The 26,151-nt window shown below is 61.9% G+C and carries 21 protein-coding genes; 13 read left to right on the top strand and 8 right to left on the bottom strand.

Annotated elements, in window-relative coordinates; translation table 11 throughout:
* Positions 1-76: 76 nt before the first annotated feature.
* Positions 77-1,513, top strand: a complete 1,437-nt coding sequence (locus P3T24_RS27400) for an aldehyde dehydrogenase family protein (RefSeq protein WP_429439544.1) — start codon at positions 77-79, stop codon at positions 1,511-1,513.
* Between the two features lie 406 nt (positions 1,514-1,919).
* Positions 1,920-3,389 carry a DEAD/DEAH box helicase gene (locus P3T24_RS27395; protein ID WP_074265383.1) on the top strand — a complete coding sequence of 490 codons (1,470 nt, stop codon included), beginning with the start codon at positions 1,920-1,922 and terminating at the stop codon, positions 3,387-3,389.
* Here the strand turns inward: P3T24_RS27395 and gluQRS are convergent.
* The gene (gene gluQRS / locus P3T24_RS27390; protein WP_429439542.1) at positions 3,376-4,317 is read right to left on the bottom strand and encodes a tRNA glutamyl-Q(34) synthetase GluQRS; all 942 of its coding nucleotides are present in this window, start codon (positions 4,315-4,317) and stop codon (positions 3,376-3,378) included. The genes P3T24_RS27395 and gluQRS overlap by 14 nt on opposite strands.
* 36 nt (positions 4,318-4,353) lie before the next feature.
* Positions 4,354-5,217 (bottom strand): sulfurtransferase, encoded by an 864-nt coding sequence (locus P3T24_RS27385; protein ID WP_429439539.1) that lies wholly within the window; start codon positions 5,215-5,217, stop codon positions 4,354-4,356.
* Positions 5,218-5,566: 349 nt separating this feature from the next.
* On the opposite strand from P3T24_RS27385, the gene dnaE reads away from it, so the two are divergent.
* Positions 5,567-9,151 (top strand): DNA polymerase III subunit alpha, encoded by a 3,585-nt coding sequence (gene dnaE, locus P3T24_RS27380; RefSeq protein WP_429439800.1) that lies wholly within the window; start codon positions 5,567-5,569, stop codon positions 9,149-9,151.
* Positions 9,152-9,272: 121 nt separating this feature from the next.
* On the opposite strand, the gene P3T24_RS27375 is transcribed toward dnaE, so the two are convergent.
* Positions 9,273-10,031 carry a glycosyltransferase family 2 protein gene (locus tag P3T24_RS27375; protein WP_429439536.1) on the bottom strand — a complete coding sequence of 253 codons (759 nt, stop codon included), beginning with the start codon at positions 10,029-10,031 and terminating at the stop codon, positions 9,273-9,275.
* A 243-nt stretch (positions 10,032-10,274) separates the two neighbouring features.
* On the opposite strand from P3T24_RS27375, the gene msbA reads away from it, so the two are divergent.
* On the top strand, positions 10,275-12,071 hold the full coding sequence (msbA, locus tag P3T24_RS27370) for a lipid A export permease/ATP-binding protein MsbA (protein ID WP_074266156.1): 1,797 nt from the start codon (positions 10,275-10,277) through the stop codon (positions 12,069-12,071).
* An 11-nt stretch (positions 12,072-12,082) separates the two neighbouring features.
* Complete coding sequence (locus P3T24_RS27365) at positions 12,083-13,174, top strand: glycosyltransferase family 4 protein (protein WP_429439794.1); 1,092 nt, start codon at positions 12,083-12,085, stop codon at positions 13,172-13,174.
* Between the two features lie 37 nt (positions 13,175-13,211).
* On the opposite strand, the gene P3T24_RS27360 is transcribed toward P3T24_RS27365, so the two are convergent.
* The 4 genes from P3T24_RS27360 to P3T24_RS27345 all read right to left on the bottom strand — a co-directional run bounded on the left by P3T24_RS27360 (position 13,212) and on the right by P3T24_RS27345 (position 16,591).
* Positions 13,212-14,222, bottom strand: coding sequence for a glycosyltransferase (locus tag P3T24_RS27360; RefSeq protein ID WP_429408791.1), 1,011 nt, complete (start codon positions 14,220-14,222; stop codon positions 13,212-13,214).
* Between the two features lie 157 nt (positions 14,223-14,379).
* Positions 14,380-15,636 carry an O-antigen ligase family protein gene (locus P3T24_RS27355; protein ID WP_429439533.1) on the bottom strand — a complete coding sequence of 419 codons (1,257 nt, stop codon included), beginning with the start codon at positions 15,634-15,636 and terminating at the stop codon, positions 14,380-14,382.
* A 423-nt stretch (positions 15,637-16,059) separates the two neighbouring features.
* Complete coding sequence (locus P3T24_RS27350) at positions 16,060-16,353, bottom strand: hypothetical protein (RefSeq protein ID WP_074265378.1); 294 nt, start codon at positions 16,351-16,353, stop codon at positions 16,060-16,062.
* Between the two features lie 79 nt (positions 16,354-16,432).
* The gene (locus P3T24_RS27345) at positions 16,433-16,591 is read right to left on the bottom strand and encodes a hypothetical protein (RefSeq protein ID WP_429286255.1); all 159 of its coding nucleotides are present in this window, start codon (positions 16,589-16,591) and stop codon (positions 16,433-16,435) included.
* 382 nt (positions 16,592-16,973) lie between these two features.
* On the opposite strand from P3T24_RS27345, the gene P3T24_RS27340 reads away from it, so the two are divergent.
* The 8 genes from P3T24_RS27340 to trpS all read left to right on the top strand — a co-directional run bounded on the left by P3T24_RS27340 (position 16,974) and on the right by trpS (position 25,567).
* Complete coding sequence (locus tag P3T24_RS27340; RefSeq protein WP_429439791.1) at positions 16,974-17,897, top strand: recombination-associated protein RdgC; 924 nt, start codon at positions 16,974-16,976, stop codon at positions 17,895-17,897.
* 537 nt (positions 17,898-18,434) lie between these two features.
* Positions 18,435-19,562, top strand: a complete 1,128-nt coding sequence (locus tag P3T24_RS27335; RefSeq protein WP_429439530.1) for an OpgC domain-containing protein — start codon at positions 18,435-18,437, stop codon at positions 19,560-19,562.
* Positions 19,563-19,726: 164 nt separating this feature from the next.
* Positions 19,727-21,139 (top strand): HdeD family acid-resistance protein, encoded by a 1,413-nt coding sequence (locus tag P3T24_RS27330; RefSeq protein ID WP_429439527.1) that lies wholly within the window; start codon positions 19,727-19,729, stop codon positions 21,137-21,139.
* A 392-nt stretch (positions 21,140-21,531) separates the two neighbouring features.
* On the top strand, positions 21,532-22,479 hold the full coding sequence (locus P3T24_RS27325; RefSeq protein ID WP_429439525.1) for a transglutaminase family protein: 948 nt from the start codon (positions 21,532-21,534) through the stop codon (positions 22,477-22,479).
* Between the two features lie 28 nt (positions 22,480-22,507).
* Positions 22,508-23,338, top strand: a complete 831-nt coding sequence (locus P3T24_RS27320; RefSeq protein WP_429439522.1) for a transglutaminase-like domain-containing protein — start codon at positions 22,508-22,510, stop codon at positions 23,336-23,338.
* 288 nt (positions 23,339-23,626) lie between these two features.
* A complete protein-coding gene (locus tag P3T24_RS27315; protein WP_429439519.1) occupies positions 23,627-23,929 on the top strand; it encodes a type II toxin-antitoxin system MqsR family toxin in 303 nt (100 codons plus the stop codon).
* A complete protein-coding gene (locus tag P3T24_RS27310; RefSeq protein ID WP_429286250.1) occupies positions 23,926-24,327 on the top strand; it encodes a type II toxin-antitoxin system MqsA family antitoxin in 402 nt (133 codons plus the stop codon). The genes P3T24_RS27315 and P3T24_RS27310 overlap by 4 nt, the downstream gene beginning before the upstream one ends.
* Before the next feature lie 205 nt (positions 24,328-24,532).
* A complete protein-coding gene (trpS, locus tag P3T24_RS27305; RefSeq protein WP_429439517.1) occupies positions 24,533-25,567 on the top strand; it encodes a tryptophan--tRNA ligase in 1,035 nt (344 codons plus the stop codon).
* 52 nt (positions 25,568-25,619) lie between these two features.
* On the opposite strand, the gene P3T24_RS27300 is transcribed toward trpS, so the two are convergent.
* Complete coding sequence (locus tag P3T24_RS27300; RefSeq protein WP_429439514.1) at positions 25,620-26,084, bottom strand: VOC family protein; 465 nt, start codon at positions 26,082-26,084, stop codon at positions 25,620-25,622.
* Positions 26,085-26,151: the final 67 nt, after the last annotated feature.

The raw sequence follows: 26,151 nt of genomic DNA, 5'->3' as shown, positions 1-26,151 counted from the left end.
TTTGCTGTAATGGCTGCGTTTGCCACATGCCCCGCTTCAACAGGCGTGGAACTGGTCGCATCAAGGAGAACGTGTCATGTTGAAAAAGACTTACCCGTACTACCTGGCCAATGTTGCGGTTGCAGCCAATACCGATCTCGAAGTCACGGACAAATTCAGCGGTGAAGTCGCCACGCGCGTTGCTATGGCCGACGCGGCGGCGATCGACAAGGCCATCGGTCTCGCCGTGGAGGCGCTGCCGGCGCTGCGCGAGTTTTCACCGTTCAAGCGTCAGGCCGTGCTCGAACACTGCGTGAGCCGTTTCCGCGAGCGCTACGACGAATTGGCAATGGCGCTGTGCATCGAAGCCGGCAAGCCGATCAACGATTCGCGCGGCGAAGTCACGCGGCTGATCGATACGTTCAAGGTTGCCGCGGAGGAAGCCGTGCGCATCGACGGCGAGATCATCAATCTGGAGATTTCGCCGCGCGCGAAGGGCTATCACGGCTATGTGAAGCGCGTGCCGATCGGGCCATGCTCGTTTATCTCGCCATTCAATTTTCCGCTCAACCTGACCGCGCACAAGGTGGCGCCAGCGCTGGCCGCGGGCGTGCCGTTCGTGCTGAAACCGGCCAGCCGCACGCCGGTGGGCGCGTTGATCATGGGCGAGATCCTCGCGGAAACGGATCTGCCCAAGGGCGCGTTTTCGATCCTGCCGGCGCATCGCGATGGCGCGGACCTGTTCACCACCGACGAGCGCTTCAAGCTGCTGTCCTTCACCGGTTCGCCGGCTGTGGGCTGGGAACTGAAGCGGAAAGCCGGCAAAAAGAAGGTGATTCTGGAGCTGGGCGGCAACGCAGCGGCGATCGTCGACGGCGATCAGGGCGGCAAGCTCGATTACGTGGTCGACCGGCTCGCGTTCGGTGCGTTCTATCAGTCGGGACAAAGCTGTATCGGCGTGCAGCGGATTCTGGTGCACACGAGCATCTACGATGCGCTGCGCGAGAAGCTGATCGCGAAAACGCGCTCGCTGATCATGGGCGATCCGAAGAACGAGAAGACGTTCGTCGGGCCGATGATTTCCGAATCGGAGTCGAAGCGTCTCGCCGGCTGGATGGAGAGCGCGGTGCTGGACGGCGCCAGGATTGTGGCCGGCGGCAACGTGGAAGGCGCGATGTTCGAGGCGACGCTACTCGAGGATGTGAAGCGCGATTCGGACCTCTATCGCAAGGAGGCGTTCGGTCCGGTGGCGATTCTGGAGCGCTTCGACGATTTCGATGCGGCGCTCACGACCGTCAACGACAGCGACTTCGGTCTGCAGGCTGGGATATTCACCGATTCGCTCGCCCATGCGCACCAGGCGTGGGACCGGCTGGACGTGGGCGGCGTGGTCATCAACGATGTGCCGTCGTTCCGGGTGGACAACATGCCGTATGGCGGTGTCAAGGATTCCGGGCTCGGGCGTGAGGGTGTCCGCTACGCGATCGAGGATATGACCGAGCTGCGGTTGATGGTGATGCGCGAGACGTGGTGATCTGGGAGTGAGAGTGGCTGAAGGGCGGCGGGGCGACCGCTCCGGCTTACGTTTGTCATACGTTTGCAGTGCTTCGGCCACAGCCCGCTCCCGCTTGATGCGCTGTCACAGGACTGTCGCCTGCATACCCTAGTCTGTGCGGGCTTGTAGCTGTTCGCGGCGCTCTTGCGCCCCGTTTTGCGGGGTGTGAGCAGAAAGCGGGCGCATGCGCCATGAGTGTTTTTGCTGAAGTGCTACAATACCGGCCTTTCCGGCGGGTGTTTCCGTCGGCCGGAGCCGGCTGCATCCTTCCCTGACTAGATCGGGTCCCGTGCGGCACGCCGTGGCTCCGCTTCATCCTGATGCCCTACGCGGCCCCGGCCGCTGCCGCGCCCCCCGCGCAGGCGCATTTTTAGCGAAAGCCACCATGTCCGACATAGCCGTCACCCCCGCTACCGCGAACTTCGATCAGTTTGGCCTCGCGCCCGACATCCTGAAAGCCATTGTGGAGCAGGGCTACACGACGCCTACACCGATCCAGGAGCAGGCGATCCCCGTCGTCCTGTCGGGTCGCGATGTGATGGGCGCCGCGCAAACCGGCACCGGCAAGACCGCGAGTTTTTCGCTGCCGATCATCCAGCGTCTGCTGCCGCATGCGAGCACCAGCGCTTCGCCGGCCCGCCACCCGGTGCGTGCCCTGATTCTGACGCCGACTCGCGAACTCGCCGACCAGGTTGCCGCCAACGTGCATGCGTACGCTAAACACACGGCGCTGCGTAGCGCTGTGGTATTCGGTGGCGTCGATATGAATCCGCAGTCGGATCAGCTGCGCCGCGGCGTCGAGATTCTGATCGCGACGCCCGGGCGTCTGCTCGATCATGTGCAGCAGAAGACGGCCAACCTGGGTCAGGTGCAGATGCTGGTGCTGGACGAAGCCGACCGGATGCTCGATATGGGCTTCTTGCCGGATCTGCAGCGCATTCTGAATCTGCTGCCGAAGGAACGTCAGACGCTGCTGTTTTCCGCGACGTTCTCAGGTGAAATCAAGAAGCTGGCGGCGACGTATCTGCGCAATCCGCAGACTATCGAAGTGGCGCGCAGCAATTCGACGGCAACCAATGTTACCCAGACGGTTTATGAAGTGGCCGAAGGGGATAAGACCGGCGCTGTAGTGCAACTGATTCGCGAGCGCGGTTTGAAGCAGGTGATCGTGTTTTGCAACAGCAAGATTGGGGCTAGCCGCCTGGCGCGCAATCTCGAGCGCGACGGGGTAGTGGCTACGGCGATTCACGGCGATCGTACGCAGAACGAGCGGATGCAGGCTCTCGATGCGTTCAAGCGCGGTGAGATCGAAGCGCTGGTTGCTACTGATGTCGCGGCGCGCGGGCTTGATATTGTCGAGCTTCCGGCAGTGATTAACTTCGATCTGCCGTTCAATGCCGAAGATTATGTGCATCGGATTGGGCGCACTGGACGTGCTGGGGCGTCGGGAGATGCGCTTTCCTTGTGCAGCCCGAATGAACGCAAGCAGCTTGCTGATATCGAGAAGCTGATCAAGCGGCCGCTCGATGTGCAGCGGCTTACTGTTGAGGTGCCTGTTCGGCATCATCATGAAGAGCGCGCGCCGCGGCGTGAGAGGGATGAGCGCGGTGGTGGGCGTCGTCGTGCTGGGGCTGCGGGTTCCGGTGCGGGGGCTTCGTCGTTTGAGCGGCCGCATCATCATCGGCAACAGCCTGTTGACGACTTCTTTTCCAAGCCGTATGAGCCTTCGCCTTCCGCTAGTCGGAAGATTGATGAGGCGGATGAGGTTGCTGCCGCGCAGAAGCCGGTTTCGAAGCAGCCGTTGGCTGCGTTGTTGGGTGGGTTTGGGATGCCGAGGCGGACTACTTCTTCTTAAGGAGTCTCGCCCAGGCCGTTATCGCCGCGTCATAGAACGCTTCCAGCGATTCGTGGCGCTCGTTGCCCATATCCAGCCCTAGATGCGCCGCTGCCGCGCGCAGTGCGTCCAACGGACGGCTTGTGTCCAACGCCGTGGCCCCATTTTGCTTGCTTAATTTCTCGCCTTCGCGATTCGTTACCACAGGGACGTGCAGGTAGGACGGTGTCGGCACACCCAGGCAACGTTGCAGGTAGATCTGACGTGCCGTCGAGTCTAACAAGTCTGCGCCTCGCACGATGTGCGTAATGCCCGCGTCCGCGTCATCCACTACCACCGCCAGTTGATATGCCCACTGGTCATCCGCGCGTCGCAACACGAAGTCGCCTACCTCAGTCGCCAGATTCTGCGTCTGACAATCCTGCCAGCGGTCGTCGAATATGATCGTCGCGGAGCCTCTTTCAGTACGTCCTGCGGGGTTCCCCGCAGCGTCCTCTCCCGCATGCGTCTCATCATCCTCATCCGGCACGCGCAACCGCCACGCACGCGCGGGTTTGCCGTGCAGGCCGTTGCGGCATGTGCCAGGGTAGGCAAGTGTGGTGTTGCGGGCGTGGGCATTCAGCAGCGAATCGCTGATCTCCTTGCGTGTGCAGCCGCATGGATACACAAGGCCGGCGGCCCGCAGTTGGTCCAGCGCCTGCTGGTAGCGTTCCGTGCGCTCGCTTTGCCAGATGGGCGGTTCGTCCGCGTGCAGGCCGAATTGGTCGAGAGTCTTCAGGATGTCCTCGGCTGCGCCGGGTACCGTGCGCGGTCCGTCGATGTCCTCGATTCTCACCAGCCATACGCCATTGTGCGCGCGTGCATCCAGCCAGCTCGCAAGAGCGCTTACGAGCGAGCCAAAATGCAGTGGTCCAGTGGGGGAGGGGGCAAAACGGCCGCGGTAACTCATGTTCGGGTTCTCGGTCCGGTGCCGTTTTCGTGCCTGTCAGGCTGCGCGCACAGCGTTCCGATCCGGATGGCATTCGGGACACGTCTTGCCCGGGACGTACAGCGGCGATTGTTGAGCCTCTGGACTCACCACTGCGCGGCAGCCAAAGCATTGCGCCGTCGCTGTCGGCTTCAGCTCGGGATCGAGAGCGGTGCGGTAGTCGAACACGAAACACTCGCCGTGGTAATGCGCACCGCCCACTTCCTCGAAATACTTGAGGATGCCGCCCTCGAGTTGGTACACGTTTTCGATGCCCACTTCCTTCATGTGGATCGCCGCCTTCTCGCAACGAATCCCGCCGGTGCAGAAGGACACCACCGTCTTGCCTTCCAGGTCAGCGCGGTTCTGTTCGATCACCGCCGGAAACTCGCTGAATTTGTGGATGCGGTAGTCGAGCGCGTCATCGAATGTGCCGACATCCACTTCGAACGCGTTGCGTGTGTCCAGCATTACGACCGGCCGGCCTTCGTCGTCATGGCCACGGTCGAGCCACGCCTTCAGCGTGGGTGCGTCCACAGACGGCGCGCGGCCCAGTTCCGGCCGGATTGCCGGTTTCTTCATGGTGATGATCTCGCGCTTCAGTTTCACCAGCATGCGGCGGAACGGCTGCTTCTCGGACAGGCTCTCCTTGAACTGCAGGTTCGCGAACTTGCCTTCGAATAGCGGATCGTGGCGGATGTAGTCGATGAACCCCTGCGCGGCTTCCGGTGTGCCTGCGACGAACAGGTTGATGCCCTCGGGCGCCAGCAGGATGGTGCCGCGCAGGCCCAGTGCGTTGCACCGCTCAGTGACGAGCGGGCGCCACTCGGCAGTCGCTTCGAGGGTCTCAAACTGGTAGGCGGCGAGATTGACGATGCTCATGATGGTCCAGCGGTAAAAAAGTGGCCCGGCGGCGCTGCAAACGCACGTGCGGCCGTGGAAGGCTGCGTGCGTGGCGCGGCCACGGCAAATTGGGCGAAACCCGTATTATCCCTCAAGCGGCCGGGTTGCCCGAGTCGGCCGAATGGCTATCCGGTTGCGGCAGCGCAAGGCACGGTTGAATTGTGCCGGGTAGATCGCGTTTTGCGCCTTGCAAATGGTGTCGCGCCGGTGGCTCGCGGAGCCGGTCAACGGCTGGCGCTACCGTGATCGCGGGTCGCGCAGTGGTCTCCCCTGGCCGGATGGCTAATGCGTCTGTTTGCTCTCAAATCTTCGGGAGGGTGGAGTTACAATAACGCCCATGTCAGATCCTCGCTTCGTTCATCTCCGCGTTCACTCCGAATTCTCGATTGCCGACGGCATCGTGCGCCTTGACGACATCGTCGCGGCCGCGGCCAAAGACGGTCAGGGGGCGCTCGCGCTCACCGACCTCGGCAACGCCTTCGGCCTCGTCCGTTTCTACAAGGAAGCGCGCGGCAAAGGGGTCAAACCCATTGCCGGCTGTGATGTCTGGATAACCAATCCGGATGATCGCGACAAGCCCTCGCGCCTGCTGCTTCTGGTTAAAGACAAGCGCGGCTATCTGAACCTGTGCGAGTTGCTCACCAAGGCGTGGCTCACCAATCAGTATCGCGGTCGCGCCGAGGTCGAGGCCGGCTGGCTCGAAACCGGGCTCGGTGAAGGGCTGCTGGCGCTGTCCGGCGCGCAGCAGGGCGATATCGGTATGGCGCTCGCGGCCGGTAACGAAGATGCGGCGCGGCGCAACGCGCAACACTGGGCCAAGGTTTTTCCGAACGGTTTCTATATCGAGTTGCAACGCTGCGGTCAGCCTGGCGGCGACGCCTACGTGCAGCAGGCAGTGACGCTAGCGGCGTCGCTCAAGCTGCCGGTAGTCGCCACTCACCCGCTGCAGTTCATGACGCCCGACGACTTCACCGCGCACGAAGCGCGCGTGTGTATTTCGGAAGGCGACATGCTTGCGAATCCGCGTCGCCAGAAGCGCTTCACGACCGAGCAGTATTTCCGCACGCAAGAGGAAATGGCAGCGTTGTTCGCGGATATTCCGTCGGCGCTTGCCAACACCGTTGAGATTGCGCGCCGCTGCAACCTGACGCTCGAACTCGGCAAGCCGAAGCTGCCGCTGTTCCCGACGCCGGACGGCATGTCGCTCGACGACTACCTTGTGCACCTCTCGAAGGAAGGGCTGGAAAAGCGCCTCGAGCAGTTGTATCCGAACGAGGCGGATCGCGAGGCACAGCGCGAGACGTACTACAACCGCCTCGAATTCGAGTGCGGCACGATCATCAAGATGGGCTTCCCAGGCTACTTCCTGATCGTGGCGGACTTCATTAACTGGGCCAAGAACAATGGCGTGCCGGTTGGGCCGGGCCGGGGTTCGGGCGCGGGCTCGCTGGTCGCCTATGCGCTCGGCGTGACCGACCTCGATCCGCTGCGCTACAACCTGCTGTTCGAACGTTTCCTGAATCCGGAACGGGTGTCGATGCCTGACTTCGACATTGACTTCTGTCAGCACGGGCGCGATCGCGTCATCCAGTACGTGAAGGAAAAGTACGGCGCGGACGCGGTGTCGCAGATCGCCACCTTCGGCACGATGGCGGCGAAGGCAGCCGTGCGCGACATCGGTCGGGTGCTCGATCTCGGCTACATGTTCACCGACGGCATCGCCAAGCTGATTCCGTTCAAACCCGGCAAGCACGTCACGATTGCCGACGCGATGAAGGAAGAGCCGCTGCTACAGGAGCGCTTCGACAACGAAGACGAAGTGCATCAGCTGATCGAACTCGCGCAGCGCGTGGAAGGCTTGACGCGTAACGTCGGCATGCACGCGGGCGGGGTGCTGATCGCGCCCGGCAAGCTCACTGACTTCTGCCCGCTCTACACGCAGGGCGACGAGAGCGGTGTCGTGAGCCAGTACGACAAGGACGACGTGGAAGCGGTCGGCCTCGTCAAGTTCGACTTTTTGGGTCTCACCACGCTGACGATCCTCGACTGGGCCGAGCGCTATATCCGCAGGCTCGATCCGTCGAAGCAGGACTGGTCGCTCGCGCAGGTGCCGCTCGACGATCCGGCGTCGTTCTCGATCCTCAAGAAGGCCAACACGGTCGCCGTGTTCCAGCTGGAAAGCCGCGGCATGCAAGGCATGCTGAAAGACGCGCAACCTGACCGGTTCGAGGACATCATCGCGCTGGTGGCGCTCTACCGTCCGGGCCCGATGGATCTGATCCCTAGCTTTTGCGCGCGCAAGCACGGCCGTGAAGTGGTGGAGTATCCGGACCCGCGCGTCGAACCTGTTCTGAAAGAGACCTACGGCATCATGGTCTATCAGGAGCAGGTGATGCAGATGGCACAGATCATCGGCGGATATTCGCTCGGTGGCGCTGACTTGCTGCGTCGCGCGATGGGTAAGAAGAAGGCCGAGGAAATGGCCGAACACCGCGCGTTGTTCCGCGAAGGTGCGGCGAAGAACGGCCTGACGGGCGAGAAAGCCGACGAAATCTTCGACTTGATGGAGAAGTTCGCCGGCTACGGCTTCAACAAGTCGCACGCGGCGGCCTATGCGCTGCTCGCGTATCACACCGCTTGGCTCAAGGCGCATCATCCGGCCGAATTTATGGCAGCGAATATGTCGCTCGCCATGGACGATACCGACAAGGTCAAGATCCTGTTCGAAGACTGCATCACGAACAAGATGGCTGTCTTGCCGCCGGACATCAATCTGTCGGCGTATCGCTTCGAGCCGGTTGCGGAAGCAGACGGCAAGCGTTCGAAGACGATCCGTTATGGTCTGGGCGCTATCAAGGGCAGCGGTCAGAACGCGATTGAAGAAATTCTGCGGGCGCGCGAAGAAGGACCGTTCATCGACCTGTTCGATTTTTGCAACCGCATCGACCGGCGTATCGTCAACCGTCGGACGGTGGAAGCGCTGATCCGTGCCGGAGCGTTCGACACGCTGCATGCGAATCGCGCGCAGTTGATCGCGTCGGTGTCGCTGGCCATGGAAGCCGCCGATCAAGCCAGCGCTAATGCGATGCAGGCAGGCCTGTTCGACATGGGCGACGCGCCGTCGCAAGGTCATGAGCTTGTCGACGAGCCCGAATGGGCGGAAAAGAAGAAACTGCAGGAAGAGAAGGGTGCGCTCGGTTTCTATCTGTCGGGCCACCTTTTCGACGCCTACAAGGACGAAGTGCGCCGCTTCGCGCGCCAGAAAATCGGCGAGCTGAAGGAAGGGCGCGACAAGCTGATCGCCGGCGTGATTGCGTCGCTGCGCACGCAGATGACCCAGCGCGGCAAGATGCTGATTGCACTGCTCGATGACGGCACCGGTCAATGCGAAGTGACGGTCTTCAACGAGACCTTCGAAGCGCACAAGCAGCTGTTCAAGGAAGACGAATTGCTGGTGGTGCAAGGCCAGGCGCGCAACGACGCATTCACCGGCGGCATCCGCTTCACCGTTGAAACCGTGATGGACCTCGGCCGTGCGCGTTGCCGCTATGCAGAGGCGGTCAAGGTGCAGATGAACGGCAACGCCGATGCGCTCGCGCTGCGTCGCGTGCTGGAAGCGCACAGCGCGGGGGCTGATGAGCCGCAGACCGCGCAGGCACCCGCGACGCCATCGCGCGGCGGCGGTTTCGGTGGTGGTGGCGGCCGCAACGGTGGAGGCTACGGCGGTGATGGCGGCCGCCAACGTCAGCCGGTACACATCCCGAACGGATTAGCGGTGCAGATCGTCTATCGCAGCGAGAATGCCGAGGGCGAAGTACGCCTCGGCGACGCATGGCGCGTCAAGCCCACGGACGAACTGCTCGCGGCGCTGCGTGGCGAGTTCGCTGGAAGTTCGATCGAGATCGTCTACTGACCGGCGCGGCCCGTGCGTTCCGCGCGGGCTCGCTAGCGGCACCTGGCGCGCGCCCGGCGTGTCAAAACCCGCGAGAAACACCGGTAGCGCCAGACACTCGCGTGAAAGCCATGACGTACGCCTACCGCTTCCGCGCGCCCAGGCGTGCGAGCTTCAGAAACCGGTAGTACACCGTTTCCGCGTTGAACATCGCGATCATGAAGCCGGCGCGTCCGTCCAGAAAGCCGCGCCGCAGCACGTAGGTGCGCACGAACGCCCACGCACCGCGCCCAAGCGCCTTGCCAAAGCTGCCGCCTTTGCCTGCGGCGTGGCGTTGTTGCGCGCCCGCTGTCGAATAGGTATCGAGCTTGCGCAGCACGGTTTCGAAGTCTTCGTATGAGTAGTGCATCAACTTGCCGGTCAGCCGTTGTGCCGGCGTATCGAACACTAGCCGTTCATGCACCAGGTCGTCGGAGAAGCGCGCGGCGCCGCGTCTGAAGAGGCGTGGGATCCAGTCCGGATACCAGCCGCTATGCCTGATCCAGTGTCCGCAGAAGCTCGAGAGGCGGTCCACCGCGTAAACCTCCGCGGACGGCGCGTCGATTGCGGCGCGGATCGCCGCAGCGAGCTCGGGGGTGACGATTTCGTCGGCGTCGATGGAGAGGATCCACCCGGTGTCGAGCGCGTCCAGCGCGCGGTTCTTCTGCGGCCCGAAGCCCGGCCAGTCGGGCTCCTGCAGCACGCGGGCGCCGTGTGCGCGGGCAATCTCGACGGTGCCGTCGGTGCTGCCGCCGTCGATCACGACGATCGCGTCGGCGAACGCCACGGCGGCGAGGCACTCGGCCAGGCGCGCCGCCGCGTTTTTGGTGATGATGGCGACGCCGAGGGTGGTTTCTTTCATGCCTGATTAGCGGAGAGGGGGCGGGTGGGCAAAATGCGTCGGGGAAGTATACACAGCGCACCGCCGTCTCACGCCCTTGGCACCCACCTTGAGCCCACACGGAACAAACCGTAAGAACCACTACCGGTCTGGTGTCACCGGGGCACAACGGCCCCAGGTATCCAGTTCGCCCAACCGTTTACAATGCGGTATTCAGGATTCGCCCACCGGGCGGATGCCTTGTTCGCCTTTTCAGAGGATTCCTTGAGCGCGAAGCCCACGTTAAGCAAAGTCATCGGTGGATCAGGAGATGTCACATCGCCTGCCGCCTTACTGAGCCGGCTTTGGCCGTATATCAAGCCGGTCCTTTGGACCCTGATTGGTGCGATTGTCGCCATGGCTGTCAGCGCCGGCACTGACGCGCTGATTCCCATGATGCTCAAGCCGCTGCTGGACAAGGGCTTCGGCCCGAATGCCGTGCATGGCCTGGTATGGATGGTGCCGCTTGGTATTCTCGTGCTCGCGGTGGTGCGGGGCGTTTCCCAATACGCGTCGGGGTACCTGATCGCGTACATCTCGAATACGGTCCTGCTACGCTTGCGCCTGGAAATGTTCGAGCGGCTGGTTCACACGAGTGTCGGCTTCTTTCAACGCGAGACGGCAAGTACCGTCATCAACGCAATCGTGTTTGAGGTCAACCAGATTCTCAACGTGCTGTTGGGCGTGCTGATTACGCTGGTGCGCGATTCGCTGACGGTCCTGTACCTGCTCGGCTATCTGTTCTGGCTCGACTGGAAACTGACGTTGATTGTCGCGGTGATGCTGCCGGTAATCGGCTGGGTGATCGGCAAGATCAACCGGAAGCTGCGCCGGCTCAATCGCGAAAACCAGATGTTCACCAATGAGTTGTCGTACATCGTCGAGGAGACGGTGGGCGGCTACAAGGTGGTCAAGGTGCACAACGGCGAGCAGTATGAGATGGATCGCTTTGCCCAAATGAGCCGTCGCCTGCGAGGTTATTCGCTGCGCATGATTGCGTCGGGTGGACTCGCCCAGCCGCTTACCCAGTTTCTGGTGTCGATTGCGCTGGCGGTGGTAGTCACGATTGCGGTCGTGCAATCGGCGCATGGCGGAACCACGGTGGGTGGCTTCGTTGGTTTCATTACGGCGATGCTCCTGATTGTCTCGCCGCTCAAGCATCTGATGGACGTCAATCAGCCGCTGCAACGCGGCATGACCGCTGCCGAACTGATCTTCGGTCTGATCGACGAACCGTCCGAGCCGCAGGGCGGCGGCAAGCCGCTTGATCACGCATCGGGCGAAGTCGAGTTCCGCGACGTCTCGTTCAACTATGGCGCCACCAGCACGCACGAACGACAGACCCTCGACCGTGTGTCGTTCAAGGTCGCGCCGGGCGAGATGGTGGCATTGGCGGGCCCCTCGGGCAGCGGCAAAACCACGCTCGTCAACCTGCTGCCGCGTTTCTTCGATCCGACGGACGGCGAGATTCTGGTCGACGGTGTCGCTTTGCCGGAGTACGGCATTCACGCGCTGCGCAGCCAGATTGCCATGGTTAGCCAGGACGTCGTGCTGTTCAACGACACGATCGCGCACAACGTCGCTTACGGCCAGACGGCAGATCCCGAGAAGGTGAAAGCGGCGCTGCAGGCGGCGAACCTGTGGGATACCGTCCAATCCATGCCGAAGGGCACCGAGACGCTGGTCGGCGACAACGGCCTGATGCTCTCGGGTGGTCAGCGCCAGCGTCTGGCGATCGCGCGCGCCATCTACAAGGACGCGCCGATCCTGATCCTCGACGAAGCCACCTCGGCGCTCGATTCGGAATCGGAACGCCATGTGCAGGCCGCGCTGGAAACGCTGATGAAGGGGCGCACTACGCTCGTCATCGCACACCGTCTGTCCACCATCGAGCGTGCCGACCGGATTCTGGTGCTGGAAGCCGGGCGCATCGTCGAGCGCGGCAGTCATCGCGAACTGCTCGAGCAAGACGGACTGTACGCGCATCTGCATCGCATCCAGTTTCAGCAGAACGCGGCTTGATGCGCTGAATGATGAAAATCGGACTTTCCAGCAATGCGCTGAAACACAGCGGCGGGCTCGAGCGTTACGCGATGGATCTGGTGCGCGGCTTTGCCGCGCGAGGCATGACGCCGGCGTTTTTTGCCCGGCGCTTCGATATGTCGGTGCCGGAAAGCCGCATGGTCGAGACGCATCGCATCAAGGTGTCCTTGCTCCCCGGCAAGCTGCGCGATTACTGGTTTTCATGGCGTTTGCGCCGGGCGCGGCGCGCGGCCAAAGTCGACGTGCTGATCGGCTGCAACCGGGTCGACTCTTCGGAAATTGCGATCTGCGGCGGCACTCATCTCGGGTTTTTGCATGCGACGGGTCGCGTGCAAAAACGCTCCGATACCTGGCAGATCGCACTCGAGCGCAAGCAGTACGAACAGGCGAGCTTCGTTGTCGCTCACTCGAATCTGATGCGCGACGAACTGCGCGAGCTGTATGGCGTCGCGGAGGCGAAGGTTCGCGTGCTTTACCCGCCGGTCGACGGCGCTCGCTTCAAGCCGGTAGATAGTGAGCAGCGCGGCGCGCTACGGCGCAAGTTCGGCTTCGCGGATCACGAGATCGTGTTGCTATTCCCGTCGAGCAGTCACGAGCGCAAGGGCTTGCCGCTTATCGAAGCGGCGCTGGAAGGGACGACGCTGCCGGTGGTTCTTGCCGTCGCAGGCCGGCCGCCCGCGCGCACCTCGGAGCGGGTGCGCTACATCGGCTATGTGAAGGAAATCGAGGACGGTTATCGGGCCGCCGACTTTACGATCCTCGCGTCGAAGTACGAGCCGTTCGGACTGGTGGGAGTCGAATCGGCGATGTGCGGCACGCCGGTGATCTTTCCGTCGAGTATCGGCTGCTGCGATGCGATCGCGTCGCATGCGAAATTCGTCTTCGCGCCGGATGATCTCGCCGATCTGCGCGCCACGCTCGAACGTGCTATCCGGCCTCGGCTCGCCAGCGGCGCAACGTCGCCCACGGCGGCCGCAGCTCCGGCCGATGTCGCACGTGAAGCGGTGCTCTACGACGCAAGCGTTGCGAATCACGTCGATGCGCTGCTGGGGCTAGCCACACAGATAGTCGAGCGTCGCTGAGCGAGAGAAGGCGGACGCAGGCGGCAAGCCTGCCGCCTTAGCGTGCTCGCCTGAGCCGCTTGATCCAGAGCGTCGGCGCGTAGACACCCGGAAAGGTACTGTAGAGCAGCATCCGGATCCGCAGCCCCAGTTTGACGTTGTGGCTGGCGGCGATCAGCGTGAGGCGCTCGCCGATCCCGCGAGCGCTGAACATCGAATGAATGAACTGTTCGCGCGCGAGTTTCGGCGCTAGAACGGCGCGCATTCTGTCGCCGAGTCCGGCAATTTCAGCGTCGTGCTGCAGCTGCTTCACTTCAACTAATGCGAAGCCGTTGCCCTGGCGCAATCGTCCCACCAGTTCGGCCACCGTCCGATACCGCCGCTTGCCCGACAGGCCACCGCGCCGGTACCACACCAGCGGTTCACGCAGGCTTAGCGCTCCACCGGAGACGATGGCACGAAAGGTCATCACCTGATCTTCGGCAGCCGTGCCGGGCATCATCGGTCCGAAACGCTCGAACAGCCGGCGCGTCCATGTATGCGCTGCACCCACCAGCCAGGGCCGTTCGGCAGCCCAGTCGTCGAAGCTCCGATACGTGCCGAGATCGGTCGGCTCCATCCGCTCGTGGACGGCGCCGGTTTCGTCCATGTCGGCGAGATCGGTGGCGATCAGGTCCGGGCGGCGATCCTGTGCAAGCCAGTACTCGACCACCCGTTCGCAGCGGTTCGGGGCGGACATATCATCACCTGCGGCAACGAACAGCAATTCACCATGGGCCATCCCGGCGAGCCGCGACAGGTGCGCACTGATGCCTTCGTTGCTCGTGTTACGGCGCGTGATGACCTTGTGCGGTCCGTTATAGCCGCGTACGGCAGCCTCGATCGCGGCGAAGGTGCCGTCGCTCGAAGCGTCGTCGGAGATGATGAGTTCCAGCGGTTCGTAAGTCTGCGCAAGCACGCTGCGCACTGCGTCGCCAACCAGTGTTTCCTGGTTGTAAGCGATCAGTAGCACTGAAGCTAGCGGTTTGGCCGCTACGGCAGACGGGGAGGGCTGGACGCTGTTGTTCATGGCGCGGGCTGAGTTGGCTCGGCTAGATTCTAATCGTTGTTGGACTCTGGCCAGGCATTCTGATTGCCGCTGCCCCAGTTCGCCATTCTGGCGTGCACAGCACTATAAACGAGATGCTTTATCTTGAAAAAGCATCTCGTTTTAACTACTCACCTACCTACCGGATTGCAGGATGCGACAGCTCGCGTTTGCGCGCGTCGATGACGGCCAGAAACGCAGCACTTAGCAGCGCGAGCAGCGACGTGACCATGACGGGCACCAGCACGTCGATCGTCAGGCCGAACACGATCGTACTGAACGACACCGCTAGTCCGGAATAGGCAGCAGCCCGAATCGTGGGATCCTGGTTGCGCCGCTCGCGCCAGAAATGGACGGTCAGGCCGAAATAGAAAATCAGCAGGCAGACTGCGCCGATAGCGCCTGTTTCGGCGATGGTCGAGAAGAAATCGCTGTGGGCGCGCTCGTTGACGATCTCGGTTCTGGCCTGACCGTGCGCGGCGAGGTCGCCGAGCGCCCGCTCCAGTTTGCCCTTGCCGACACCGTACACAGGATGCTCTGTGAACAGTCGGAACGAGGCCTGCCACAACTGCAGGCGCAAGCCGACGGAGGTGTTTTCGTCGCCATGATGCAGCGCGGAGAAATCGGTGGTGGCATCTTCGAGCCGCCGCTCGACGCGTTCAGTCGAAAGCAGCGCAGCGGTGCATACCACGATGGCGAGCGCCGCAACCCACAGGCGCTTCTTGTGCACGAACCAGTGGAACTGGCAGCCGAGCAGGATCGCAAAAATGGGAATCGTAATCCAGCCGCCGCGCGAGCCGGACAGGTAAGAGGCATAGCCGCCGCCGACCAGCGCAAGGAGCTTGACCGCGAGCATCCGCCAGTCGCGCGGGCCGTCCCAACCCAGCGTAAAGACGGACAGGAAAGCGAGCAGCAAGGCGGTGTCGCCGAACGGGATCGCGTTCGTGTAGGCATTGCTGGCGCGGCTCGCATCGGTCCAGCCGCCCTGCGGCTGCGCGATCAGAGCCCAGGCGCCCACGGCGATGGCGCCCGCTGCGCAACCCCAGCCGATGGCCCGCAGGTTGCGCGACGGAAACTGGCGCAGCAGCAAAAATAGCGGTAGTGCGAACGTGAAGCGCGACAGTGCGTCGAACTGGCGTGGCAACCAGTAGTGCATCACCAGTTGCTGGAACATGATCGCGACCAGAAACGCGAGCATGCCCAAGGTGTACCAGTTATAGGTGCGTAATCCCTTGAAATAATCCGGAGTGCGTTTGTTGGCGACGGCGGCTCCCAGCGACAGCGCGACGAGTCCGAAGAAACCGTAGCCGGTGCCGCCGCGCCATACGAGGTTCACGGCGGGGGCAAAAAATAGCAAGGCTGTGCTGAGCCAGATCAGACTGGGAGCAAAAATCATAGGCTGTGAATTCTTATGAACGCTACCGTTCCAGTTCGCCGAATGCATGGCCGGAGGCTCGGAGCACTCCTTTTCAAGACGGCAGGGCGATGGCGATTATAACCGCGCGGGGAACTCGACTGCGCCTTGTGGCCGGGGGCGTACGGCCTCGCGGCGGAATAGGCATGGAGGCGTTCGCAGGGTGCGAAATGGTCCCGATCGGGCCGGAAACACTTCGAATGGCCGGGCCCGACCGGCGTAGAGCCAAGGCTGGCGCGAGTTCCCGGCCATCACGGCGGATCGGATGCGCATGCCGGGGCTTTCCGAGCATGGCGGCCTGGACGCGCATGACGTGGTGGTTGGTGGGTTCCCGAGGGCCTGATCGCTATTCATTTCGATTTCTTACGGCGCGGGGAATCTTTGCCGTGCTTGTGGCCCGTCGCGCTAGACGCCGCCCGTCACCAACGACAGTACCGACAGGTCCGGATGCGTCCCGTCGACGATGCTGCGTCCCGTATGCACGGCCTCGTAGCGCGCTTCTTCCATGCTGGCGAACCACTCTTCGCCGTCCGCATGGAACGGCACTACATGACCGGGGATGGCCGGATCCGCGCCAGGATGGCAAACGTAGCCCATGTAGGTAAAACGGCTCTCGCCGGACTGTTTGGGGCGCGGGGACAGGTGGATTTCGAAGCCCTCGTATTCGAGCATTTGCCAGCCGTGGATTTCTTCAGACATGGTTGCCTCCGTTCTGGCCGCGCCGGCCGCTGCTGGGGCGCGGCCGCCGCCGCGCCGTTTGGGATGGCGGCGACCGGGGTCAGTGCCGGTGCCGCATCCGGTCCCAGAGCCGGTGGCCGTCGAGCCGCGTCGGCGGACGCGTCTTGTGCAACTCGCGCCGGTGATGCGAACTCAGGATCACGATCCCCGTGATGATGACAACCAGTCCCACTACGATGCTGACCATCGATTCCGCCATGGCAGCCTCCATCCAGTTCCACTGCATCTTAAAAGTCTAGGTTATTTGGGCGAAAACCGAAGGACCGTGGCCCGGCGTTGCAGGACTTTTTACTGTTCGACAGCGCCGAGGTGTCTGAGCTGTTGTCCGAGTTGCGCCAGGAGGTAGCGCTTCAGGCATCAGTTTTCGACGACGCAGCCGTCCTGACGAGGTGGAGATGGAATTCCAGCAAATCTATCGCCTGACCAGAGCCTCGATGTTCTGCAACTGGAAAGTACATAGTTATCCGAATCAATGTGAAGCTGAAATCTTTACCCCGGCATCCCATGCATCGTTTGCACACGCATTGTGGTCCCTCACCGGAGCAGTGTCGTATAGAATGGTGCGCTTTGCCTGTACGCCCATGTGGTTCAAAAACCTTCAGCTTCATCGTCTTCCCGTTTCGTGGTCTGTTAACCCCGAGCAGATGGAAAAGTGGCTCGCGCCGCATGCGTTCCAACCGGGCAGTAGCGTCGAGATGCAAACGCAGGGATGGGCCGCGCCGCGCGATAACGACTCGCTCGTCTACTCGATCAATCGGCAAATGCTGCTGGTGTTTCGCACCGAAAAGAAATTGCTTCCCGCGTCGGTGGTCAACCAGGTGACCAAGGCTCGCGCGCTCGAAGTCGAAGAGCAGCAGGGCTTCAAGCTCGGCCGCAAGCAGATGCGCGAACTGAAGGAGCAGGTCACGGATGAACTCCTACCGCGGGCGTTCAGCATCCGACGCGATACGCGCGTCTGGATCGACACGGTGCACGGCTGGCTCGTGATCGACGCCGCTTCGCAAGCTGTCGCCGACGATGTGCTCGGCCTGCTGGTCAAGTCAATCGATCAGCTGCCGCTCTCGAGCGTGCGTGTTGCACAGTCGCCGGTAGCGGCGATGACGGAATGGCTGTTGTCCGGCGATGCCCCGGCCGGTTTTACGCTCGATCAGGACACGGAGTTGCGGTCCGCCGCGCAAGGCAATGCAACCGTGCGCTACGTTGGGCATGCGCTGGATGTCGAGGACATGCGTCGTCATATCGAAGCGGGCAAGCAATGCATGCGTCTTGCCATGACATGGGACGACCGCGTTTCATTTGTCCTCACACCGTCGCTGACCATCAAGCGCATCACGCCGCTCGACGTGATCAAGGACGCAAGCGACCCCACCGCGCAGAATGACGACGAGCAATTCGACTCGGATATGACGCTGATGACAGGCGAACTCGCGCGCATGTTTGCCGACATCGTCGAAGTGTTGGGCGGCGAGCAGGGTGATGCCATCTTGCAGGCCGCAGCGGCTTGAAACCGGCGTGTGCTGCAAGATGAAAGTACAGCGCAAGCCGGTCGAAAGTCTCGTGAATTTCGCCGATTTTATTTTGTAACCAGGTGTCACTCGCGCGGCGGCGTAGCGGGAAATACAGAATTTCTTCTGCGCCGCCAATTCGCTCTGTCTGCCTCACACACTTCGATAGACAGGCCGTTCTAGCCTGTCTCCAGGCCCTCCCAAAATCTGACGATGCATCGCGCCCGTGTCGCGCGATGCATCGCCACGTCCGCATGCAGACTGCATGAAATATCCCGACGCAATCTCCAGGGGAACTGCCCAGACACCCTCATGTCGCACTGGGACGATGCGGCTTTTAACGACCTTTTGACGCTAACGGCATCCGCAGCGTAACGTACAGAAAAATCGCTGTGGGAAGCCGTAATTGAATTACGGGAGTGCGTGGCATAGCGTTGAGTCGTACCAGACGGTATCCGCAGTAACGGCCAGTCTCTCACCCATTCGCGCCGGCAAGTCTTGCAGATTGCGGCCGAACCGAAAACGGAGTTGTCGTTGATGAATTCGCCCGTCCGGCGATCGCTCGAAATCGACTTCCTGCGCGGAGTCGTTTTGATCGTCATCGCTCTCGATCATATTCAGGGCAGCGTTCTCTCACGTTTCATGCTGCACAACTATGCGTACTGCGATGCGGCCGAAGTCTTCGTGTTTCTTGGCGGCTATGCGTCAGCGGCCGCTTATACGAACGTCGCCACGTATCGTAGCGAACACGCTGCGCAGCGGCGCTTTGTCGTGCGGGCGTGGGAGATTTATCGCGCTTATCTATTCACGGCGGCGCTGATGCTGCTGGCGGGCGCCGCGCTCATGTTGTGGCGCATCGATTCGCCAGTGGTGCAGGAGACGGGATGGAGCGATGTGCTGCATCACCCGGTCGGCACGTTGCTCGGTGTCGTCACCTTACGTCACCAGCCGTTCCTGTCTTCGGTCTTGCCGATGTACACGCTGTTTGCACTATGTGTGCCGCTTTCGGTGCCGTTGGCGAATCGCCGGCCCGCTGTGGCGCTGGGCATGAGTCTCGCGGTGTGGCTCGCGTCCACATGGCTGGCGCGCGCTTTGCCAAGCAGTGATCCGGGCGGCTGGGCATTCAATCCGTTTGCATGGCAACTGATGTTCATGCTCGGAATACTGTGCCGTCTGCATCCGGTGTCGAATGAATTTCAGGTTTCGAAGGCGGGGCGCTGGCTGACCTATGCGGCGCTTGCCGTCGCGCTGACCTTTGCGTTCGTCAAGCTGTGCCTCGAGACCCAGGCCACGCCCGGTTACATGAAGCAGAATCTCGCCGCAGTGCGCGTGGTGAGCTTTGTCGTCGTTGCATGGCTGATGGCGCAGGCGGTCCGCATGCAGGTGATACGCCGGATCGCCGAGCGGTTGCCGGCGGTCGTCACGGTGGGCAAGCAGGGGCTCGTGTGTTTTGTCGGTGGCACGGTGGTCTCGATCGTCGTGGATACGGCCGTGCGGATGGCGCGTGGCCCCGCCTGGCTGAACGGACTCGCAGGCGATGTGGTCGCGATCGGCGTGCTGCTAGTGCTCGCGGCCGCGGCGAAAAAATGGAAGGCGCTGCGCGCGCGTCCCGCGCCGATCCGCGGCAGGGCAGTGCCGGTCCAGGCGGGCCGACGTGACGGCTAACCTGGCCTCTCACAAGCGGGCAGGCCACCCGCCACTTCTTCGTACTCCGGCGCAATCCCATTGCGGCATGCCGCAAGCGTGATATATAACGCTGAAAGGCACGTTGCCGCGCGGCTTCCCGCGTGACAACGCTCGATCACGGCGCTGGCACGCGGAGACTGACGATGGTTCGGCTGGTGATGATCCTGCTAGGGGTCGATTATCTGCGCACCCGTTGGCGCGCTCTGACGACGGCAGGCTGGATCAGCGTCGCAATCGGCATCGCGGTCTTCATCGATGCGCTCGACAGTGCGCTCTACTTCCCGATCACGCCGTTCGCCTGCCTGTTCCTGCTCGAGGGGCTTGCCACGCTCGCGGTCGCGTGGACCGGCATGGGCGGCCAGCGCACGCTGCGTTATGTGAAGGGCCTTACGTTTTGCGTGGCCGCGCTTCTGATTCTCGCCGGCCATCACCACGGTAATTTCATCCTGTCGATGATCTTCGGCACGCTGTTTCTGACCGATGGCCTGTTGCAGATCATCTCCGCACGCGTCGTGCGTTATCGAACCTGGCGGCTGGCAGTGACAGGTGGGGTGATCGAAATCGCGCTCGCCGTTTTCTTCTATCAGCCGTTCCCGACGCACTACGTGGGCACCGTGCCGTACTGCCTCGGCCTTGGGCTGATGTTCGGCGGCTGGAACATGATCTTGCTGGCCTCGCGTGTGCGGCGGCTGTCGACGAATCCTGCCGTCGCAACCGACGGCGCTGCGCAAGCCGCCAGCGCGACCGCCGAGTCGCAGCAGGCGGCCCCGGCGGTGGTGGAATGGGACGGCCCCCCGGCTGCAGATGAACCCGCGCTGACCGTGCATGTGTGGACGCCGGTGGGGTCATCGAAGGGCGAGGCGCGTCGCCAGCCAATCATCGACCGCTACATTGCCGCGGTGGACCGCAACGGTGTCATCTCGACCGGCCACGCGGCGCTCGAGTCGCCCGAAGGGATCTATATCAGCCTCTATCCTGGCGTGGAGATCGACCGCTCGCCGGACGAGTTCTCGCGGCTCTTGCGCGCCACCCGCGAGAACGACGTACCGGGTCTGTTCCAGCCGGACTACGGGACTGAATCGAAGGCATGGTGTGAATCGACCACCCAGGTGCGCATCCGCAACTACGATCCTGAGCGGCTGCGGCGCTTCTGGGAAACCTACCGGCAGGATACGACCTACAACCTCACTTATCGCAATTGCTCCAGCACGGTTTCGCGTGCTCTGGAAGCGGCGATCGAAGGAGCGTCCGCGCGTGTCTGGGGACGTCATGACGGATGGAAGCCGTTTCTGAGGGTGATCAGCACGCCCGAATTGTGGGTCGCTGCGCAGGTGCGCAAACGGGCCGCGACGATGGCATGGACCCCCGGTCTCACGCTCGACTACGCGCGCGCCCTCAGTATGCTGGCAGACCCGCGGCCATCCGGCTGGGTCAAGATGGCGCGTCTCGCGCTGGGCAAGATGTACCGCTCGCGGCGGCAATGGGCGCAGGAGCAGAAAGCGGCGTCGAGCATGCACGAGGGCGAGCGTACAGACACCGCAGGACGGGGTGTGTAGGCGTCCAGCGGGGCGCAAACACGCCCTGACAGCGCAGGCATTCTGACCGGATTCAGTGTTACCCGGTAAAGTCGAAACACATCAAAGACTTACCGATTTCCCCGGCGAGTTATCAACAGATTTATAAACGTTTTCTGTTGATAACTCCTGGGTCTTCCACACGGGACGCGCCACCCCATAACGATGCGAGCCGCATTGGCGGCGCCATTCACCGACGGTGTCAAGTCTGCCAGGTAGACGCTCCGCGCCTGTGCACAAGCTGATTCGGCCAATCGCATCCAAATGAATGCTTTCAACTAATCTGGCAGGTGTATGCTGGGCCGGAGGATGTTTTCTGCGCAATCAGTGCACCACCCTGAACGTTAGACGCGGCTACATAACGCCGGTGGCAAATGCTGCCGATCCTGCTGCAGCAGGTTTTCAAGGGCGGTCATGTGACTACCGAGTTGATAAAGGAGGTCGGCAAGACGACCGAGCCGCAACGTCTGAGCGTGCGGCACGTGAGCGTCTACCGTTACTCCGAACCGGTGCGTTTCGGCGAACACCGGATGATGTTCCGGCCACGCTCGGGTCACGATGTGCGCGTCGTCGCCACCCAGCTTGTCATCACCCCGACGCCCTCGCGACTGCACTGGCTTCACGATGTATTCGACAATTCTGTGGCGATCGCCAATTTTTCCGGCGAGGCGTCCGAGCTGCAATTCGATAGCCAGGTCACGCTCGAACACTACGAGTCGCCGCTTCCCGATTACGCGCTTGAACCGTACGCCGCTACGTGGCCCTTTGCGTACACGAATGAGGAAGCGTCGGATCTCGTGAATGCGCGCAGCCGGCAATATCCGGACGACGAAGTGAATGTCTGGGCCCGCCGCTTTCTGGCCAAACGTGGACCCACCTCCACGATGACGATGCTGCGGGCCATGACGCAGGAGATCAAGAGCGGTTTTCGCTACGTACGGCGTGCGGAAAAGGGCGTGTACCGTCCCGCCGATACGTTGCGCCACCGCAGCGGCAGTTGCCGCGACTTTGCGGTGCTGATGATGGACGCGGTGCGCTCGCTGGGGCTCGCAGCGCGCTTTGTGAGCGGCTACATCTTCGTACCGGAATTCGATACCACACTGGGCGGTGGCGCGACGCATGCGTGGCTGCAGATTTACCTGCCGGGCGCGGGCTGGGTCGATTTCGATCCGACCAACAGCATCATCGGCAATCGCCATTTGATTCGCGTGGCGGTAGCCTGGAACTACTATCAGGCGCTCCCGTTGTGGGGCACCTGGCACGGCGCAGCGCATTCATTCCTTGGCCTGCAGGTCGACGTGTGCGTGACTGAAGATGTTTGACGGTTTTATTTGAGGCGAGGATGGGGCGATGAAATTGCGCGTTGGTTACGAACTGGTCTACGAGTGTGAGCAAGCCACTCCGATGCTGCTGATGTTGAACACCCACTACTCGCGTGTGCAGGATGTCTTGAGCGCCGATGTGCTGAAGGTCGATCCACCGGTTCCGATTACGCAGTATCGCGACGGCTTCGGCAATCTGTGCAGCCGCATCGTCGCGCCGGCGGGACAGATTGCACTGTCGACCACGGCCGTGCTCGAGATTTCCGCCGAGCCGGAAACGATCGAGCCGAACGGCTATCAGCATCCGGTCGAAGAGCTGCCCAGTGAGACGCTCGTGTATCTGCTTGGCAGCCGCTATTGCGAGACCGATCTGCTAAGCGATCTCGCGTGGCGTCTGTTCGGCAAGACGCCACTCGGGCGTCCGCGTGTGCAGGCGATCTGCGATTACGTGCATCGTCATATCGTGTTTGGCTACCATCACGCGCGGCCGACGAAAACCGCCTGGCAGGCATGGAATGAGCGGACCGGCGTGTGCCGCGACTTCGCGCATCTGGGTGTCGCGCTGTGTCGCGCGATGAATATTCCGGCGCGTTATTGCACGGGCTATATCAGCGACATCGGGGTGCCGCCACCGTATTCCGCAATGGACTTTGCTGCATGGTTCGAGGCTTATCTGGGCGGTACCTGGCAGACATTCGATCCGCGCAATAACGTGCAACGCACGGGCAGGGTGTTGATGGCGCACGGGCGCGATGCAGCGGACGTGGCATTGAGCAATACGTTTGGGCCGACCAAGCTGGTCAGCTTCAATGTGCATTGCGCGCCGGAATCGGAGACGGCGATTGCGCCGTCGGCTTGAGGCACGCGCGAGGATGTTGTTTTATCTCGTCAGATCGAATTTCGAGACATTCGATCTACCCTGAAGTTTGATATGTTCTCCTTTGCAATTTGGCCGCTCCACCTGTTGAAGTCGGGTGGTCGATTGTCGTGGCGTGGCTAATGCGTTTCGCGCAATGAGTATGCACAGCAGTGCTCGATGTAAGGTGCGAGATGCAAAAGCGAACGGAGGGCTCTGTCGGGGTTGCGAGTGAATGTAATCACCAAGACTAACCTACTTGCCAAATATAACCAACTAGGTTAGTCTTGGATGGAAAAGAACAGTCCGCATTGCAAGTTGTCCATTGTCAAAGCCTTGATTCGGGCGAAAAAGGTCCGGTCAACCTTTTCAGCGCTCAGAGGTGCCGCTGCGCTGGGTATCGATTTCGACGGAATACTCGCTGTTTTGATGGATTTGACCTCTGCCGACTTCTATAAAAGCATGACGACGTATGGCGATCATCGAGTCTGGCAAGACGTGTACCGTCCGACCACGCCGGCAGGAGAGGTCTATCTGAAACTCACCGTGGTTGACGACGTCCTCATCGTCTCATTCAAGGAATTACGAACATGAAGTGCCCATTTTGCGCGGCGGCGAAACTGGTGCGTGACACGCGGGATCTGCCGTACGTGTACAAAGGAGAGTCGACGGTCATCCCTGCAGTGACCGGCGACTTTTGCCCAGCCTGTGGCGAAGCCGTGCTGGATGTGGCCGAGTCGGCGCGTACCAGCGCGGCCATGCTTGAGTTCAACAAGCAGGTCAACGCGTCGATCGTCGACCCGGTGTTCATTGCCAGCGTTCGCAAGAAACTCGCGCTGGACCAGCGAGAAGCAGCGGAGATTTTCGGTGGCGGCATCAATGCCTTTTCGCGCTATGAAAACGGGAAAACCAAGCCACCGTTGGCGCTAGTGAAACTGCTCAAGGTGCTGGATCGTCATCCAGAACTATTGGCTGAGGTAAAGGCGGCATAAACGGGTCCGTTGGCAACCCCTATCCAGATATGGCATCCTTACGCCATGCAGCCAATGAACCTTTCCCTGCTTCACGCCTGGTGGCGCTCCTGAAGGAGCGGCATCGTCACGTCTTTACTACGACCATGGCCGCCGCAGTCTGGCTGACATGGTGCTGTATCCCCGGTTAGCCTGTCCTGCGGCGGCGTTTCAAGAGAGCCCGTTTATGCAAGACAGCACCACCTCCCCGCGCCGTACCGTCCTCACTGGCGACCGTCCCACCGGCGCGCTCCATCTTGGCCACTATGTCGGCTCGCTGAAAACCCGTCTTGCGTTGCAGGAGACGCATCAGCAGTTCGTGCTGCTCGCGGACACGCAAGCCATGACCGATAACGCGCACGATCCCGACAAGGTGCGCCGCAACGTGCTGGAAGTCGCGCTCGACTATCTGGCGGTCGGCATCGATCCTCGCAAGACCACGATCGCCGTCCAGTCGGCTCTCCCCGCGCTCGCCGAGTTGACCCTGCTGTATCTGAACTTCGTGACCGTCGCGCGCCTCGAGCGCAACCCGACCATCAAGGAGGAGATTCAGGCGCGCGGTTTCGGCCGCGATATTCCGGCGGGCTTTCTTTGCTATCCGGTCGCTCAGGCTGCCGACATCACCGGTTTCAGGGCGCATGTCGTGCCAGTTGGCGAAGACCAGGCGCCGTTGATCGAACAGACCAACGAGATCGTGCGCCGTATCAACCGTCAGGTCGGCAAGGACGTGCTGCCCGAAGCAGAAGCGTTGATTCCGGCCATGGGCCGCCTGCCCGGCGTCGACGGCAAGGCGAAGATGAGCAAGTCGCAGGGCAACTCGATCCCGCTTTCGTCCTCTGCCGACGCGATCCGCGATTCGGTCAAAAGCATGTACACCGATCCGAACCATCTGCGCGCCTCCGATCCCGGCACCGTGGAGGGCAACGTGGTCTTCACGTATCTCGACGCCTTCGACGAGGATCGCGCTACCGTCGAGCGCCTGAAGGCCGAGTATCGCGCGGGCGGCCTCGGCGACATGGTGGTCAAGCGCCGTCTCGAGGAGCAGCTGCAGGCTTTGATCGCACCGATTCGGGAGCGGCGCGAACAGCTCGCGCGCGATCCGGGCCACGTGTTCGATATGCTGCGCGAAGGTACGCAGCGAGCGAAAGACGTGACCCAGGCCACGCTGGATGAAGTGCGCGCGGCGCTCGGCACGTTTTCGTTCGATGCGGTGGTGCGTTAAAAAAGCGCGTCAAACAGCACTTTAAATCGCGCTTTAAACAGCGCGTTGAAAACTACTGCATCGCGCGGACGGCTTCCTGCATTTCTTCCATCGACACATCGCGCGTGTGCGTCGCCACCGACCAGCGGTGCCCGAACGGATCTTCGAGCTGGGCGAAGCGGTCGCCCCAGAACATATCGGCGGGCGGCATCGTGACACGGGCGCCGGCCGCGGCCGCTTGCTCGACGGTAGCGTCGACGTTCGTGACGTACAGGTGAATCGCGACCGGCGAGCCTTTCAGCGACTTCGGTCCGAGCATCGAGCAGCCGGCCATTTCGTCGACCAGCATGAGCATCGAGTCGCCGATCTTCACGCATGCGTGCATCAATTTGCCTTCCGGACCAGGCAAGCGGAACTGCTCGACAGCGCCGAAGGCCTCCGTGTAAAACCTGATCGCGTCGGCGGCGCCGGCGCAAATCAGATGCGGGGTGAGCGAATGCATTCCTTCCGGAATCGGTTTCACAGCGGCTGCAGACATGGTGGTCGCTCCTCGAATGGGCGGGTTGACGAGTCAGAAGGCCCAGCCGTTTTCAGCAGGGCTTCAT

The organism is Paraburkholderia sp. GAS33, from assembly GCF_050436645.1.
Taxonomy (GTDB): Bacteria; Pseudomonadota; Gammaproteobacteria; order Burkholderiales; family Burkholderiaceae; genus Paraburkholderia; species Paraburkholderia phenazinium_B.
Note: the sequence above shows the minus strand (reverse complement) of the source record. Positions and strands in the feature narration are given on the sequence as shown.